Annotated in this window: 15 protein-coding genes; all 15 read left to right on the top strand. The window is 39.6% G+C overall.

Annotation, left to right across the window (positions count from 1 at the left end):
- The first annotated feature begins 38 nt into the window (after positions 1-38).
- The 15 genes from ACPUEN_RS00455 to ACPUEN_RS00385 all read left to right on the top strand — a co-directional run bounded on the left by ACPUEN_RS00455 (position 39) and on the right by ACPUEN_RS00385 (position 15,595).
- The gene (locus tag ACPUEN_RS00455; RefSeq protein WP_425637879.1) at positions 39-2,228 is read left to right on the top strand and encodes a tetratricopeptide repeat-containing sensor histidine kinase; all 2,190 of its coding nucleotides are present in this window, start codon (positions 39-41) and stop codon (positions 2,226-2,228) included.
- On the top strand, positions 2,225-2,962 hold the full coding sequence (locus ACPUEN_RS00450; RefSeq protein WP_425637878.1) for a LytR/AlgR family response regulator transcription factor: 738 nt from the start codon (positions 2,225-2,227) through the stop codon (positions 2,960-2,962). The genes ACPUEN_RS00455 and ACPUEN_RS00450 overlap by 4 nt, the downstream gene beginning before the upstream one ends.
- 211 nt (positions 2,963-3,173) lie before the next feature.
- Positions 3,174-3,395, top strand: coding sequence for a hypothetical protein (locus ACPUEN_RS00445; protein ID WP_425637877.1), 222 nt, complete (start codon positions 3,174-3,176; stop codon positions 3,393-3,395).
- Positions 3,396-3,412: 17 nt separating this feature from the next.
- Positions 3,413-3,979, top strand: coding sequence for a hypothetical protein (locus tag ACPUEN_RS00440; protein WP_425637876.1), 567 nt, complete (start codon positions 3,413-3,415; stop codon positions 3,977-3,979).
- A 113-nt stretch (positions 3,980-4,092) separates the two neighbouring features.
- On the top strand, positions 4,093-5,298 hold the full coding sequence (locus ACPUEN_RS00435; RefSeq protein WP_425637875.1) for a hypothetical protein: 1,206 nt from the start codon (positions 4,093-4,095) through the stop codon (positions 5,296-5,298).
- A 2-nt stretch (positions 5,299-5,300) separates the two neighbouring features.
- Positions 5,301-6,386, top strand: coding sequence for a trypsin-like peptidase domain-containing protein (locus ACPUEN_RS00430; protein WP_425637874.1), 1,086 nt, complete (start codon positions 5,301-5,303; stop codon positions 6,384-6,386).
- Complete coding sequence (locus ACPUEN_RS00425) at positions 6,376-7,431, top strand: hypothetical protein (protein ID WP_425637873.1); 1,056 nt, start codon at positions 6,376-6,378, stop codon at positions 7,429-7,431. The genes ACPUEN_RS00430 and ACPUEN_RS00425 overlap by 11 nt, the downstream gene beginning before the upstream one ends.
- 209 nt (positions 7,432-7,640) lie before the next feature.
- On the top strand, positions 7,641-9,128 hold the full coding sequence (locus tag ACPUEN_RS00420; protein WP_425637872.1) for a hypothetical protein: 1,488 nt from the start codon (positions 7,641-7,643) through the stop codon (positions 9,126-9,128).
- A 19-nt stretch (positions 9,129-9,147) separates the two neighbouring features.
- Positions 9,148-9,480 carry a hypothetical protein gene (locus ACPUEN_RS00415; protein ID WP_425637871.1) on the top strand — a complete coding sequence of 111 codons (333 nt, stop codon included), beginning with the start codon at positions 9,148-9,150 and terminating at the stop codon, positions 9,478-9,480.
- A gap of 10 nt (positions 9,481-9,490) precedes the next feature.
- Positions 9,491-10,513, top strand: a complete 1,023-nt coding sequence (locus ACPUEN_RS00410) for a hypothetical protein (RefSeq protein WP_425637870.1) — start codon at positions 9,491-9,493, stop codon at positions 10,511-10,513.
- Between the two features lie 15 nt (positions 10,514-10,528).
- The gene (locus ACPUEN_RS00405) at positions 10,529-12,400 is read left to right on the top strand and encodes a hypothetical protein (protein WP_425637869.1); all 1,872 of its coding nucleotides are present in this window, start codon (positions 10,529-10,531) and stop codon (positions 12,398-12,400) included.
- Positions 12,397-13,122: a hypothetical protein gene (locus ACPUEN_RS00400; protein WP_425637868.1), complete on the top strand. Its 726-nt coding sequence runs from the start codon at positions 12,397-12,399 to the stop codon at positions 13,120-13,122. Before ACPUEN_RS00405 ends, ACPUEN_RS00400 begins: the two co-directional genes overlap by 4 nt.
- 19 nt (positions 13,123-13,141) lie before the next feature.
- Positions 13,142-13,708, top strand: coding sequence for a LemA family protein (locus ACPUEN_RS00395; protein ID WP_425637867.1), 567 nt, complete (start codon positions 13,142-13,144; stop codon positions 13,706-13,708).
- Between the two features lie 3 nt (positions 13,709-13,711).
- Complete coding sequence (locus tag ACPUEN_RS00390; RefSeq protein ID WP_425637866.1) at positions 13,712-14,521, top strand: DUF1266 domain-containing protein; 810 nt, start codon at positions 13,712-13,714, stop codon at positions 14,519-14,521.
- Positions 14,522-15,595 carry a DUF3137 domain-containing protein gene (locus tag ACPUEN_RS00385; RefSeq protein ID WP_425637865.1) on the top strand — a complete coding sequence of 358 codons (1,074 nt, stop codon included), beginning with the start codon at positions 14,522-14,524 and terminating at the stop codon, positions 15,593-15,595.
- The last annotated feature ends 229 nt before the right edge of the window (positions 15,596-15,824 follow it).

The raw sequence follows: 15,824 nt of genomic DNA, 5'->3' as shown, positions 1-15,824 counted from the left end.
TTTTTTGAATTACCTCTAATCAGATTTGTCATAAGATCATGCGCATTACTTTTAGGATTATTCTTGGTTTTTTGCTCGCCAACCTAGTTTGGACAAGTGCATTTGGGCAAACCCCAGTCCTTGATAGCTTACAATCAGAGTTAGAACTACACACACATCAGGACAGTATTCGGGTCAACCTTCTCAATGCCCTTGCATTCTCCTTTTTCAGCAGGGACATCCCGAAATCACTGGAATATTTGAGTGAATCCGAGGAGTTGGCCAATGCTATCGGATTTAAAAAAGGAAAGGCAAGAAGTATATACATTAAAGGAATAACAGAAGCTATTCAATCCAATTATGATCAGGCTTTAGATTATTATGATCAGGCACAAAAACTATATGAAAGCATCAATTTCAAAAAGGGAATAGCAAACAGTCACAATGCCATGGGTATCACTTTTAGAAATAAAGGCGAACTCAGGGATGCCATTGAAAATTTTAAAAAAGCAATTGAAATCGAGGAAGAAATCGGAAGCGATAATCTTTCAGCAAGCCTCTTGAATTTAGGAGCTGCTTACGAAGGATTGGGTGAATTTGATGAAGCCATTTCTAATTTGAATAGAGCGCTCTCTATAGCTGAGGCAAATCAAAACGAACAACGGATTTCCTACAGTTTGAACAATTTGGGCAACGTCTATAGGAAGTTAGGTAATTATCCCCTGGCCCAAGAACATTTCAAAAAATCATTATATATGAATGAGATACTGGGGGACAGTATCAGTATGGCTCATAACCTCGGGAATATAGCAGCGATCTACAAGATTCAGAAAAACTTTGATAGAGCTATGGAAAGCTTTGAAAGCTCATTGGGAATCTATGAACGGATCAACAGTAAACAAGGGGTAGCCAATACCCTGAACGGAATAGGAACCATCTATGAGGAAAAGAAAGAGTTCGATAAAGCTCTGCAAAACTATTTTGAGGCTTTAGAAATAAGTAAACAAATAAATTCAAACAGTGAAATCCCTTTTATTCTAAATAATATCGGGGGGACTTATCTGAAATTTAATGACCTTGAGAAAGCAAGTTTTTACCTCTCTGAATCAGAAAAAGTCAGTTTAGAAATTGAAAACGCAGAGACATTATCAGGAGCATATATCGGACAGTCCAGAATTCTCGCAAAACAAAAAGCGTATGGCCCGGCTTTGTCCAAGGTGCAGAAAGCCTATGAAATTTCAACAACAGCAGGGCTCCTAAACTATCAAAAAGAAGCCTCCGAAATACTTGCCTTAATTTATGAAGCAACGGGAAATTATAAAGAAGCGCTCAAAAACCATAAGCAATACAAAATATTGGATGACAGTCTTTTTAATAAGGAAAACATAGAAAAAATAGCTCAACTGGAATACGAATATAAATACAAGTTGGAACTGGATTCTGCAAATATCAGAGAATTGAAGTTAACAAAAACCATTTTGGACACCTCTCAGGACTTGGCAAAAACCAGGCAAAATTACCTCTGGGCCATCATCGGCATTCTCTTGATCTCCATCGCCTTGGGAACAGTGATTTTTATAGAAAAGCTTAAAAACGAAAAATCCAAAACCCAAAATGTCATCGTGGAGCAAAAGCTGCTTCGCTCTCAGATGACCCCACATTTTATTTTCAACTCTCTCTCCGTACTCCAAGGGATGATTCTCAATAAAGAGGAAAGTAAATCAGTGAACTATCTCTCCAAATTTTCCAAACTCCTGCGAATCATATTGGAAAATTCCAGGGATAAACTGGTTTTACTCTCCAAGGAAATTACTGCAATGGAGAATTATCTTTCTCTCCATAATCTGGAAGACAATCAATTCCGCTTTTCAATTCATGTGGCCGATCAAATTGATCCAACAGCAATAAAAATCCCTCCTATGTTAATTCAGCCATTTGTGGAAAATGCAATAGAACATGCATTCCATGGGCAATCCGGAGAAAACAAAATTGAAATTTCTATTAGGCTGGACCATGGACAACTTATCTGTACCATCTCCGACAACGGAATAGGAATAGGTTCCCATACAGGAAGTCGATCAAACACTAAAAAATCTTTGGCAACCACAATCACTTCGGAGCGGCTAAAAATACTATCCAAGGATCTTAAAATGAAAGGAGAAATAAGCATAGCCGATAGAAGCAAATTCAATGAAAAAGGAACCCTAGTGACTTTGACAATCCCCTATAAACTAAGCCAAGAATCATGAATGCACTTGTTATAGAAGACAAGGCTTACATCAGAAAAGGCCTGATTAATTTACTCAACTCCGTCAGCGCTGAAATCAACATCATCGGTGAATGTGAATCTGTCAAAGAGGCAGTGATCGTCGCCAATGCCTGCAAGCCTGAGCTGGTATTTTTGGACATCAATTTATCCGATGGGACAGGCTTCGATTTTTTGGACCAAACCGAACATCTGTGCTTCAAGGTCATCTTTATTACAGCGTATGAAGAATTCGCGCTTCAAGCCCTGAAAATCGGAGCTGTAGATTACCTGATGAAGCCAGTGGACCCGGAGGAGCTTCAGATCGCTTTGAAAAAAGTGCAGAGCAAAAGTTCGCTTCAACAAAAAGAGCAGATCAACCAAACAAAAAAAGTGTGGTATCAAGATGATTCTACGCTTGTACTTTCTTTAAGCGACAGCTTTCAGGTAATTGACCTTTCCGAATTATTGTATTGCGAGTCGGATAAAGGTTATACCACTTTTCATTTATCAAATGGAAAAAAATACATGGCTTCCAAACCCATCAAAAACTATGAGAAACAACTTGAAAAAGTCAATTTCACGAGACCCCATCAATCTTTTATGGTGAACCTGAAGTTCATTGACAAATACGACAAATCAGGAACCATTTATTTAAAAAACGGGAAGCAAATCCCCGTTTCCTTCCGAAAAAAAGATGCTTTTTTGACCACTTTTCTAGAATTTAACAGGCATTAGAATTTCTTCTTATTTGCAAAAACTTCCTTGTCCCCAATTTTCAGCCAAACGAAAACCTGTCAACTTTTTACAAATATACAGTTAGGTAATACGGATATAGACTGCCTATTTCACTACAAAAAAAAATTGCCAAGATTGATCTTAAGATTTCAAGGATTTAAGGAGTAACAAACCCTAGATCACTTTTTATAAAAATAAAAGATCAATACAAATGGAAGACATCAAATCAAAACTTGGCCAAGGCGGACTATTGTTAGCTGCTATGGGAATCATTTCAATGCTTCTCTCAATTTTCAATTACAACATCAGGCTATTGGCCTGGATTGATATCTGGGGAAATGGAATGGGCTGGATCATTCGGATTCTGCTGATTGTCATTGGTGGGGCACTGTTCTACATCTACGGCAGGGATACTGAAGAAATTGAAAACTAATCTATAACCACCAAGAAATGAAAAGCCTTCAAATCCCCTGTCTATTCCTTTTACTGACATTCCTGATTTCCTGCGGTAGTGGCGCGAGCAATCAAGAAGCAAATGAAGATGGTTTCCTGGCCATAGAAGAAGCTCTGAAAGACCAATTTGGAGCCGATGCATACTTTACCGATTTAACAATCACACATAATAAATCAATTGGAAACATCATCTCAGTGACGGTCACCGATGATCCATCTTCTCTAAAAATGGGACAATGGACACAATCCAATGACAGTTGGTCCCAAACCTCCGACATCACTTTGGAAGTACCAGAAAACATGGATGCTTCGGACTTCATGTTCCAATTGGGTGATCCGATCGACCTGGGCAAACTGGGTGGCCTGGTAGAAAAATCCAAAGAGAAGTTAGCGGAAGAAAAGGAGATCACTAGCCCTTCTTTTCATATGGCACTAGTGAAAATCCCCAAAGATGGAGTGCGGTCAAAGATTGAATACCTAGTCCTCCTTCAGCCGGAAAACGGAGGAACCACCTTCACCTATAGCTATGATCTAAGCGGCAATTTCATTTCTATGGATTATTAATCCAGAATCATAGCATTCTAAATCAGGAAACCTTTCCAATAATCATCGCTGGATTGGTGACCCTATTTTTCAAAAAGCCAGAGGTCACTGCAAACCCAGCCAAAACAAATACCATGAATAAAAATCTAAGCTACTTCCCTCCCATCAATCCCAAAAAGGCCTCAACAAAACAGGATGAAAAGTGGGATGAATCAATAGCCTTATTTAACAATAGACAATATGAATTAGTCCTCCCAACACTTTTGGACTACATCGACAGCAATCTAAGAACGAAGAAAAAGGGAAACACCTATGAAATAGCGCATGGATCTGTGGTGCTATTCATTTCCCAAACGGAGACAGAACTGATCATCAAATGCCCCTTTTTAAGTATAGAAGATTCCAAGAAAGTGCCATTGATGAGGCGTTTGGCAGAGTTGCGGATGTACCCCCTCAATTTGGCCAACTTGACACTGGAGGGAGATCGGGTCTTTTTCACTTTTTCTTGTCCTATCCAGCTAAGTGAGCCATATAAAATTTATGGCGTTTTACGCGAAATCTGTTTGTACGCCGACAGCTTTGATGATGAATTAATTGAAAAATACGGTGCAGCCCACCTTCAGGAACCAACCGTCTCTCCTTTCCCGGATAATTTGAAAGAACAGGCTTATGGCAATTGTCAGGCAATTCTTTCAGAAGGCCTAGAGCGATTTAACTATTACATGGAAAAGCGACAGGCAAACAATGCTTGGTACACGCTTAGCATCACTTTTAAAAAGCTGGAGTTTTACTCCGAACCTCAGGGCTATTTCAGAACTCTTATCGAAAAAGCGGTGGATGGAATCCAGGATCGAAGAATGCAGTTTCAAACCAGGCTACAGAAGGGCAAATCAAGTCTTGAAGTGTTAATAAACCATCCCAGGGAAAAGTTTATTTCCGATCTCTATCAAGTAGAAACGTTCGTCCCTCACAAATACAGCGGCAAAAAAGAGAATATCAGAGAAAATTGGGAGGACAGTTACTATGAGGCAAAGGAGCAAATCTCCAACCGCCAGTTTGAAGATGCCTGCAACCTCATGCAGTCCTGTTTTTACAGTCTATTCTATTACAATCTGGTAAATGAATCCACCAGTAAACCCATCACGGATGCTTTGGCACAAGCAAGTCAAATGGAATGGAACCTGGCAGCTCCAATCTTGATGAACGGGATGGAATCCATCATGGAAGATTCACTTTTCGGAGAAGAATTCGGCATGGACCTATCAAAAATCATGGGGGATCAAATGCAGGAATCCATGGCAGCAATTCAACAGATGATGGCAAACTTTAAGACTTATTGAAAATGAACACCATACAAAATTTAGAAAATTCAGTATATAAAATAAATACCGCCTTTGGCTCAGGAACTGGTTTTTACAGCGCTAAAGACAACGTGATTATCACCAATTTCCATGTGGTTTCAGGAAGTTTAACTGTAAGCATTGAAGATGGGTTAAAAAACAGGTATTTAGCAAAAGTCATTTATGCAAACCCCGGTAAGGACATCGCTTTTTTGAAAGTAGAAAGTCTCCCCATCCCTATACAAACAGTCACTACCAATCATGCCACTACAGTTTCTACAAGGGACAAACTCTTGGTATTGGGATTCCCCTATGGCATGCCCTTTACAGTGACTGAAGGGACTGTTTCCAATCCCAAACAAGCCATCGGCAGTAGTGATTACATTCAGACAGATGCAGCCATCAACCCCGGAAATAGCGGCGGGCCAGTGATCAATGAAAAAGGGGAATTGCTTGGAATCGTCACAGCTAAATTTTCTGATGCTGACAATATGGGCTTTGCGATTCCAATAGAAACAATCCGCGAAGAGTTTGATATCATTGACCAACTTTTAGACGAGCTCACCATCGGCTGTCCTTCATGTAATTCCTTGATTCAGGAAAAAACATCCTATTGTCCCAACTGTGGGAATGATATTGAAGAGAGTCTGTTCCAAGAAAGCCTTCCCTCCGATTTCAGTGTGAAAGTTGAAAAAGCGATTCAAACTCTGGGGATTGATCCGGTTTTGGCCAGGACAGGCAGCGAATACTGGAAATTCCACTTAGGAAGTGCTGAAATAAGAATGTTCGTCTATGACAACAATTACCTGTTTGCCACCTCTCCTTTGAATGAGCTCCCAAGGAAAAACCTGGCAGAGATTTACGAATACATCATGCGAACGGATACCGGAGAACACCGTTTGTCCATCTCTGACAATCAGGTTTTCCTTTCCTATCGCGTTCATATCAGCGATCTGTATTCCAACTACGAGGGTCAGGTGATTAAAAATCTGGCCCAATTGGCTAAAAAAGCGGATGAACTGGACAATAGGTTCGTGGGTGATTTTGGAGCGAACATGTCAAAATTCAGCAAACAACATGAGACCTAAGGCCCCTATCCTATTGCTTAGTTTTCTGGTTTTATCCAGCTCTTGTATTTCGGTTAAAGCAACTGAGGAAGAATCCAAAATATTCAACTACCTCAACCAGATCGAGTATCCTTTTACTGAATTCAAAAATGAAAACCGAAACTTTTCCATTTCCGATTTTTTGAAGGAGGATGAAATCTTGATTCTCAAGAATTGGAAATACTCCCTGGGAGCTCCTGAGCGCTTGCTTCAATCGGAATGCATCGGATGTACTGATCACTCCAGTGATCTTAAACCGATCTATAGAGTTCATAAAGGAAAGTTCATCCACTTTGGTCTGGGGAGTAGTCAGGGCATTCAAAACCTGGTTTTTAGAAAAAACGGAGCATTTACCAATCAATTCTACCTCTATGAAGGGGCTTCCCAACAAGAACTGCAGCAGGATTCGGAGAAAAAAAACAGAACTGATTTTGAGGTGATTGCAGGTGTTTATCCTATTGAAATCGGCAGAAAGAAATTGTACCAGGAACTCTACGAGGACAATCCTTTGGGGGCAGGCGAAAATTGGTACTCCAGTCCCAACCCTACCCAAATCCTATTTGAAAGAAGTTTTCTGAAAAAAAGAGAGGACTTAGGCTTCAGGTTTCAGGGGGGCCTGTATAGTATTCAGGGCCAGAGTAACTCTGGTGAATTCAGGATTTACAATTTTGTAGAACCCATTTATTACGCCAACGCCATGGATACTGATGCGGTATCCCATTCTTCCATTACAGATGCTTTCTACGCCAATGCCTCATTTTTCCTGTTGGATTTAGAATCAGACATGAATGTGTCGATTCAAATCAAATCGCATACTCCGGGAAAAGATTATAAATTTTCAGTGCTTAAAAACCAAGAATTTCTTACTATCAACGAATACCTGAAAAATAATGCAGGTTTCTATGACCAATACCGGAATAAACTAAATCAAGGGTCTTATCTCATCAGGATCCTTCATGAGGATTCAGATTATGCTGAAAAACCGCTGTACACAATTCATATAGATAAAACCTCTGTGGATCAATAGGAAACAGGGATCAATTAAAAAATAAGAAGACCAAACTTGTGTTCATACTGATTATAGTCATCCTGATTATTCTATTAATTCTTCTGCTTTTACTGGGCATTAGGTTATTCAAATGGACCTTAAAAAGTCAAAGGAGAATTCAGGGATTACTAATCATTTTGGTAGCTAGTGGAATAGGAATAGGCATCCATCACTTCTTTTTTAAAAACATGCGGTTTATCCAGTCAGAGGTTTACCCCAATCTGTACCTGGTTAAATACCCTGACAAGGATTATTCTGTAGTGGAAGACGTCATCAAAGAAAAAATTAAAGAACACCTGAAGTCTGAATATAAGACGGGGAAACCACTCTCTTATACCGGAGAAAAAGCAATCTACTTTTATGAGTTGGGGGGAATGAGCTTTGGCTTTTTAGGTGAGGCCGGAACCGGTTATTTTATAGATCATGAACAGGATTTAGGCGGTTTTGTAAGTGAAGAATTGGGCATGTACCAAGACTATCGCCTGGCCGAATTTTACTATGAACCCTGTTCCCGGGACAACTCCTTAGTCTGTGGTGAAATCAACTTTTTCAGAGAGGGAGAACATGTCAAGGTAGATAGGCTGGAAGATCTTTATTCCATCCACTTAGATACCCAGAACCTTTCGGATTCACCAAAAAAAACTCATAAAACCGGAACGATCTATTATACCATTTCAAATCAGACTTTGGCTATTGAAAAGCTAAAAGAAGCCTATAAAACAAAAAACGAAACTCAGTTTCTAGAACAATTTCCGGCAGACTTCCAGCAATTCATGACCTATTTCGGATGGGATTCTGATAGTAACCAACCCAACCCACTATACGAAGTAAGCTATGAATACATCGTGTACTTCTTTGATTTACTGTCTCAGGACAAACACCAGAAATTTGAATCAAAATTAATGGGCATAGCAGCGAATGGGGTCTGGCAAGAAGATGGGGTGAATTACTTTCAGAATTCTGCAATAGAATACATCAAGCGCAATAATAGCTATCATCTCATTGATGAATTACCATCCAAGAAGGCCAAATCAGTTCTTTTTTTCCTCTTCGATGGACCTCATCCCCAGTTTGACGCTGATTTTTCCTCCCATCTCAGTCCTTCAAAAAAAGAAATACTGGAAGAGCTCTTCGAATCCGCATGGTATGATGACAATGAAAATCCAGGCCCTATAGACTACGAAGAACCCAAAAGCTATGAGTTAGCTGATTTTGAGAATAGGGAACATTACTTCATCAGGGACATCGATTTTAATCAAGACAACATTTTGGATAAAATAGTGAGTGCAGATCCTTATCAAGGTGATGAACTTTATCTCTTTTTAAAAAATAGAGAAGCATATGAGTTTGCCCTTAAAACCATCAATTTCTCAGAGGATGGAGGCAATCAAATTGTTGATATCCAACCAGAGCAAGGCGGTTTTGTAATTAAAACAGCATTTCCTGATCAAGGAATTCTGGAAGCCTATCATCACATAAGCTTTGAAGACAATAGTTGGGTTTTGACCCATACAGTTTACAGAACCCAAAGTAGTAATCAAAAAAATGCTTTTATCTATGTATGTGATGTAAAGCAAGGGCTAAGCCTAAAGGAAAGTCATTTTATTGAACAGCTCAAAGGGTTGCCAGAGGAAAAGGAAAGAGAAACCCTTTGTACCAAAGAAAAAATAAATTAAGGCAATAAGGATGCGCTTCTTGAAACTCATATTGACCTACTTCATTTGGACGATCCTATCCCTGCTTTTGGGCATTGGATACATGAGGCTCGTTTTGGGGCCCAATGATGTCTCCGAAGAAGGCATGTGGTATCTTTTGCATTTGTTTTATGACATGGGATTGTTCCATGTTGGGGTTTGGATAGGCGTGGCTATCGCCTCCTGTTTTATCCTTTTGGATGTCTTTATTATCCGGAAAAAACTGAAAAACAACCCCAAAAAAACAACCATACAGCTGCTCACCTTATTGGCGATTACTGTAGTAGTTGCAATAGTTCATTATATCCTCGAAAAAGTAATCGATGTCATCTAACAGAAGAATAATGAAATACCAGCTGATCCTATTTTTACTTATTCTTTCCGCCTGTCAACACAAAGGTGATTTGAAAACCGCAGATGAACCTGAAATCCTTGAAAGGCAAACGAAAGAAGAAAAACGCAATTCTTTAGAAACCCAACAAGGTCAAAATCAACTTGACAGCACAATCCTTCCCTACGATCCCACACCTTTTACCAAAATCCAGACCGACACCATTGAATTTATAGACTACAACGATGACTTTGATTATCGGAATTTAATTGGGCAAAAAAACGGGAAAAATCTATCATTCGTTTACCATTGGGACTGGACGGAAAATCAGGAATACAATTTCAGACCGGGAGATCTGATCCTTATTGAATGGAAAATGGACAGCATCCGCATGGCCGGAGACGAGGAAGTTGTGAATGTGGTGGAACGGGTGCTGGATGCAAAAAAGATAAGTTCCGGAAACCTACCTATTCAATTCTTAACCCGAGAGGATCGCTATGATGAATCGGTCAAGGCCATTGTCAGTAAAATGGTCATCAACCAATCCTACCTTCATAACATCAGCCCACCAGAAAGAGCGGCTTTGGGCTACATCGCCTTTGATATCGGAAATGAATGTGAATGGGGCTATGATTCAGAAGGAAACCGAGCTCTCTTCTGCCAAATTGTAACTGCCCTGAATTTGGATTATCAGTGTTCGGATACCCAACTAGCCTTTTTAAGGACCTGGTTTTCCAAAGACACCGTGGCATTTGATAAACTAAAAAGCTGCCCTACTATTCCTAATTCGGCAACCATCCAAAGCACTTTTGATGAGATTCTAATTCAAAAGGATGAATCCAATAATACAATAACTGTCCAATCTAAAATTACCGGAATTAACATGCGGGAATCAAAATCCTGGGCATGGTCACAGACCGACCGGTTTGAATATGGTAAAGATCATATCATGCTAGTCGATTCCAAAAAAACAGATTTAACTGAACATGAAATAGACCTGAATCCTGATCATGATGCCAATAATGACCTTAAATAAAGCGGCATACTCCTTATGAAAATATCCTACTTCGCCTTGTTTTTAATCATCTTTTCCTGCGGTTCCGGCACCCAAAAGGAAGAAAGCACTACAGGAGCCATAGAGCTAATTGACGGGGCCAAAGAGACTATTTCCTCAGGTGTAACAACCGGTTTTCTTAAAACGATTAATTCCTCCAAAACCAAAAAGCTACCTCAACTAGAGCGAACCAACTTTGACAGTTTCGGCGATGAAAGCGAGTATGCCCAGATAGATTTCAAGGCTTTGAAATTATATCAGGTTTATCCGGAAAGAAATTTTGAAGAACCCAATTTCAGGGCCATCGACATGTACACCCTCCCGATTCGGGATGACCATCATTCAGTGGTGGTCACAGTTTTAAAAAATGAGCATGAAATGGAAAGCATTCTCATCAACTACACTACTGAGGGGGATATCATTGACCATGAACTGGTTTCCTATGATGAAATCGCCGAAAGCATGTCACAAGTAGTCTCCCGGATCAGTGAAAACAGGCTTACGGTCAACAGAATATTTTGGGGCAATACCAAAGAAGTCGAGCAAATCGAATATGAAATCCGATGGGATGGCACCATCGAAAAAGTAAATACCCTAAGCCTGAACGATTTCTTTACAGATTTTAGTCTGATCGATGATGTTTTAACCAGCCTTGAATTGGATTGGGTACAATTAAAAACCACTATAATCAAGACAAAGGTATTCCCTGATAATCCGAATGAAATCTTCCTGATCATCCCGGAAGTAGTCGATGAAGGTGAACAGTTTTTCGAGCTCAACAGCCATATATTAATTGCCGATAAGCCCACAGGAAAAATAACCCATGATTTCTTCGAAAGTCATCAAACCAACCAATGGGTCTCCGATGCTATTGAATTGCGGGAAATCACCATCGATACGGCGCAGTATCCCCTTTCTGAGGTGACGAAGGCTTATGGAATAAAGGTCGATTTTCTAGGAATGTCCAGAGTAAACCCCTATTCCAAACAAACATGGTCCCTGTTCATTAAATCAGGTGATAAACTTGAAAAAGCTCTTTCCAATTACTCCATCAAAGATTTCGGAGGAGAATGGGATGGTGATTGTGAGGGGGAATTTGTCAACGAGGAAAAAATAGTATTTCCAGGAACCCATAAAACCAAGGGCTACTTTGACTTTTTGGTCAACAAAAAAATCACGGAATCGAAGGATTACAAAAATGAGGATGAGGAGTGCCAAACAGAAAATTCCTATCACATCAAAAACTCAATTCTGAAGTTTGATGGTACAACCTACAGCGAGGTGGAAGAGAGCCTTGAAACAAAATCTTATTCACAAATCCATCCCAGGAAGCTGACAAACTTCCAAATCGACCAGTTCGAGGTAGATCAAGCCTATGAATTAAATGGGCAAAAAATCATAACAGGAAATTACAAACCCGAAAAGGGAAGCCACTATACATCAAGTACTGAATCCCAATTTGATTGGGGCGATAGGTTACTTATCCTGGATTCGGAAAATGACGTAGTCTTTCAGTCACTTGGCTTTGGGGATTTGTATCTCTTTGATACCCATTTTTATCAAGCCAAAACCTCCGATAAAATCATTATCATATGCCAAAAAGCCTTTGAATATCCTTTCGGTGGGGAAGTTTTTATCCTTGAAGAAAGCAGCATAAAACACATTGGAACCCTAGCTATAGAAGGGAATGAGGAAGGAAAATTTCTGACTGATTTGGTAGATATCCAAGAGACAGGAAACAACCTTGTTTTCTCCCTAAAATCTGACCAATTGACTTTGAAACCCGGTGAGGAATCCAGTACCCAGGTCACCAATGCCATCTACGTTTATCAAGGCGATCAATTTATTTTAAAGACAAATACCCCATGACTTATCTAAAGACGCACATTTTAGGGATGTTTCTCCTAGCCCATGGACTCTATGCACAAAGCGAATTCAACTATCCTGACTTGTCTGAAAAAGGGGGAAGTATAGAAGCAGTAATTCCAATGGGTTGGCAACTATTATCCGAAGCCAGAGGAGATCTGAATGGGGATGGACTTGAAGATGTAGTCTTTGCAATTCAAAGCCCAATACAAGAGACAATTGAGTACCATGACGGCTATGAGAGTGACACCGTGCACACTAATCCCAGGGTATTAGGGATATACTTTGGAAAAAGGAATGGAAAACTTAATAAAGTACTGCAATCCAATTCCTTCATCATCAATCGGAGCACGCCTACAATGGATGAACCTTTTAAAGGGCTTCAAATACTTTCAAATGGTTTACTCCAATTAAACTTTTACATCTGGGAATGCAGGGAATGTACATCATGGTCCTCCCATGAATATCGGTTTAAATACCAAAACAAAGCATTCGAATTGGTCAGCTATGGGAAAAGTACTACCCAAAGAATATCCGGGGATGAAACATCCCGTCAAGTCGATTTTCAAAAGGGTACTATGACCATCATCAGCACTGAAAGCGACGAGGAATCCAACGAACAAACATCTGACAAGCAAATCATAAAATTTGAATTGCTGCAATTACAATCCATCAAATCATTAAAAGAGCCCTTTCAATGGCTATTTCAGAATCTACACATTTGACCATTAACCTAATTAAGATATGAATACAAGCATTATAGTTTTATTAGTCCTATCAGCTTTGATGGCAATAATTGTTGTTATCATCAACAACAAAATCATTGTCAAAAAAAATCAGGTTGCCCAAGCCTATGGGAGTATTGAGATCTATCTGAAAAAGAGATTTGATCTACTTCCCAACTTGGCCGCCATGGTCAAAAAATACATGGAACATGAGAAAGAGATTCTGTTGAAAGTCACCGAACTCAGATCCCAGGTAGAAAGCGCCTCTGACGAAAAGGAGAAAATTGAAGCGTCAAACCAAATGACAAAGGTTTTAGGCGGGCTGAATATCGCGATTGAAAATTATCCGGAGCTTAAAGCGGACAAGCAATTCCTTCATCTTCAATATGAGGTCAGTGAAATGGAGGATCAAATCTCTGCAGCCCGAAGAGCCTATAATGCCTCGGTCACTCGATACAACAATCAAATTCAGCTATTTCCTTCCAACCTAATCGCCAGTCTCCGCAAGGATGAAAAAGAGCTGCTTTTGGAAATCCCAAAATCAGATCAAAAAGAAGTAAATCTCAATCAACTTTTAAATTCATAAACTATGCAAATGTTCGACAATTTGCCTTGGTACGGATATGTTATCCTCGCTTTGGCCATCACCTCCTATGCTTACAAGTATTTTAATATCGGAAAAAAGGAATACGACAAACCTGATTTAGAAAAGGCAAAATTCAAAAAATCTTCAGCCGCGAATCTTGGTTTGGACCGGCTTTTCTCATTAGCCCTTTTTACCCCGATTTCTGAATGGTGGGGAGCTTACACCAACACCTTGATATTCAGGGACGCAAAAACCATTCAACCTTATTTGGAGGGCTGGGATATTGATTCCCCAAGCGGATACTGGGATTTGACGGAGTATTTCATGAAAGATGGCAGACGCTGGTATTTTGACTATATCTTTCAAATGATTCAATCTGAGCCGAAGGAAAACTGGGATGAGTTGATGGATCAAAAATTCGGAACCAATGAGCGGGCGCAGAAATATTTTGATGGATTGAGCTCCGGTGAAGTCCTAAATGATTTAAAGCAAAAAGGCGTTTTTACCTTCGATTCTGACATGGAACTAAGTCTGGCAGGATATGATGCTGCGATGTTGGTGGGACAGGCCAGAATAGCTTTCACAGGAAATATCATCTCTGAAGAAGAGGCCTGGAAAGTCATCGATTTTGCCACCCAATTGGCATTGGACAAGTTTAGTTCATGGGAAGATTTCGGAAAGAGCTTTGCCTTAGGTTTTGCCTTGGACATGAAAGGGAAATATGACAACTATTATCAGGAGGTCTGTCATATCTATAAGCAAGTATTGAATGATAAAGCCAGTCCCTGGAATACCATTAACTGGCCTAATTAAATGGATCAGCACCTACTCCTGGAAACATTTAGCGAAGTCCAAGAATCATTGAAGGATATCCAGACAAAGCGAAAGAAGACGCATTTTTATCAGAAAATCACTTGGGGAATCACAGGTATATATCTGCTAGGAATGCTATTGATGATGTCTTCACTTTATCTACCAGGCACAGAATTCCCTTTAGGAGATATCCTTTCAAAAGCTCAGCCCTCGGCCAGTAATCCGTATGCTCAGGTCTTGCCAATAGCCGGATTGATGGTATTGATCTATTTCTCGACTTCCTTTTTCATCCAGGCATTTCAAAAATTCAAAACCCAAGAAATGAAAACCATAGCCGGCATGGTTCAGAAACTATTCCCTGGTTTGGAATTTACACAAGGAGCCAGCCCTCCTAAAAAGGAAATCCTGAGCAGTAAACTTTTTGCTTGGCTCAAAAGCGAGGATCCTGTGTATAATTTCGGTCAACTTCGAAGCAGATCAAGGGAGGTGGAATTCAACCTTGCCGACATCGGAATCATTGAAAATGACCTGTCTAACAAAGCAACTGATGCGGTAATGCAGATTCCGCTTCTGAACCAGGCAGTGGTGATGTATCGCTATGTATTCAAAAATCTAGTTTCAAACAAGCCTAAAGAAAATCTCCCCTATTCATTTCGTGGGATGTTCTGTTGGCTTAAATTCCAAAAAAAGCTAGATGGACATACGGTGGTATTATCAAGAAATCAAGGAATTAAATTAGATCGCTGGTCCAGCTTCAAATTCAGAGAGGAGCAGGAAATCTATCTGGAAGACCCTAGGTTTACAGAAAACTTTATTGTTTATGGGACAGATCAAGTAGAAGCAAGGTATGTTTTATCCACTTCATTGATGGAGAGAATTTTGGAGTTAAAAGAAAAATATGATAACTCCATCTACTTGTCATTTCAGAACAAGCAACTTTACCTAGCGGTGAAAAATGAAAATGGACTGTTTTCATTTCCTTCAGGCAATCTCAAAAACATTAAGGTGCTGGAAGAATTGACAAAAGAGATAGAAATTGCTTTGGAAGTCAAAAATGACTTGAAACTGACTTAAAAGACAACGTTCACCCTAAACATTTATTATAAATCTGAACAACCTACCCAAAAGCTCTAAATCCTCCTCAAAAGAGTTCGACTTCTGAATCGCCAGCTCCTCCTGACGAGACAAATCCATATTTGAAGGGTTTTTGCATTTATTTTTACTATACAACTCTATATTAATCAGGTATTTATGATTAAAAAATTTATTGACTTAGAGAGTTTGAACTTTTCAGCCTGAAAAG

Source organism: Algoriphagus yeomjeoni (assembly GCF_049821175.1).
Lineage (GTDB): Bacteria > Bacteroidota > Bacteroidia > Cytophagales > Cyclobacteriaceae > Algoriphagus > Algoriphagus yeomjeoni_A.
The sequence above is the reverse complement of the archived record's forward strand: the minus strand, read 5'-3'. Positions and strand labels throughout refer to the sequence as shown.

Coding starts and splice junctions, on each gene's coding strand:
- ACPUEN_RS00455 (WP_425637879.1), top strand. CDS start 39: ATGCGCATTACTTTTAGGATTATTCTTGGTTTTTTGCTCGCCAACCTA.
- ACPUEN_RS00450 (WP_425637878.1), top strand. CDS start 2,225: ATGAATGCACTTGTTATAGAAGACAAGGCTTACATCAGAAAAGGCCTG.
- ACPUEN_RS00445 (WP_425637877.1), top strand. CDS start 3,174: ATGGAAGACATCAAATCAAAACTTGGCCAAGGCGGACTATTGTTAGCT.
- ACPUEN_RS00440 (WP_425637876.1), top strand. CDS start 3,413: ATGAAAAGCCTTCAAATCCCCTGTCTATTCCTTTTACTGACATTCCTG.
- ACPUEN_RS00435 (WP_425637875.1), top strand. CDS start 4,093: ATGAATAAAAATCTAAGCTACTTCCCTCCCATCAATCCCAAAAAGGCC.
- ACPUEN_RS00430 (WP_425637874.1), top strand. CDS start 5,301: ATGAACACCATACAAAATTTAGAAAATTCAGTATATAAAATAAATACC.
- ACPUEN_RS00425 (WP_425637873.1), top strand. CDS start 6,376: ATGAGACCTAAGGCCCCTATCCTATTGCTTAGTTTTCTGGTTTTATCC.
- ACPUEN_RS00420 (WP_425637872.1), top strand. CDS start 7,641: ATGCGGTTTATCCAGTCAGAGGTTTACCCCAATCTGTACCTGGTTAAA.
- ACPUEN_RS00410 (WP_425637870.1), top strand. CDS start 9,491: ATGAAATACCAGCTGATCCTATTTTTACTTATTCTTTCCGCCTGTCAA.
- ACPUEN_RS00405 (WP_425637869.1), top strand. CDS start 10,529: ATGAAAATATCCTACTTCGCCTTGTTTTTAATCATCTTTTCCTGCGGT.
- ACPUEN_RS00400 (WP_425637868.1), top strand. CDS start 12,397: ATGACTTATCTAAAGACGCACATTTTAGGGATGTTTCTCCTAGCCCAT.
- ACPUEN_RS00395 (WP_425637867.1), top strand. CDS start 13,142: ATGAATACAAGCATTATAGTTTTATTAGTCCTATCAGCTTTGATGGCA.
- ACPUEN_RS00390 (WP_425637866.1), top strand. CDS start 13,712: ATGCAAATGTTCGACAATTTGCCTTGGTACGGATATGTTATCCTCGCT.
- ACPUEN_RS00385 (WP_425637865.1), top strand. CDS start 14,522: ATGGATCAGCACCTACTCCTGGAAACATTTAGCGAAGTCCAAGAATCA.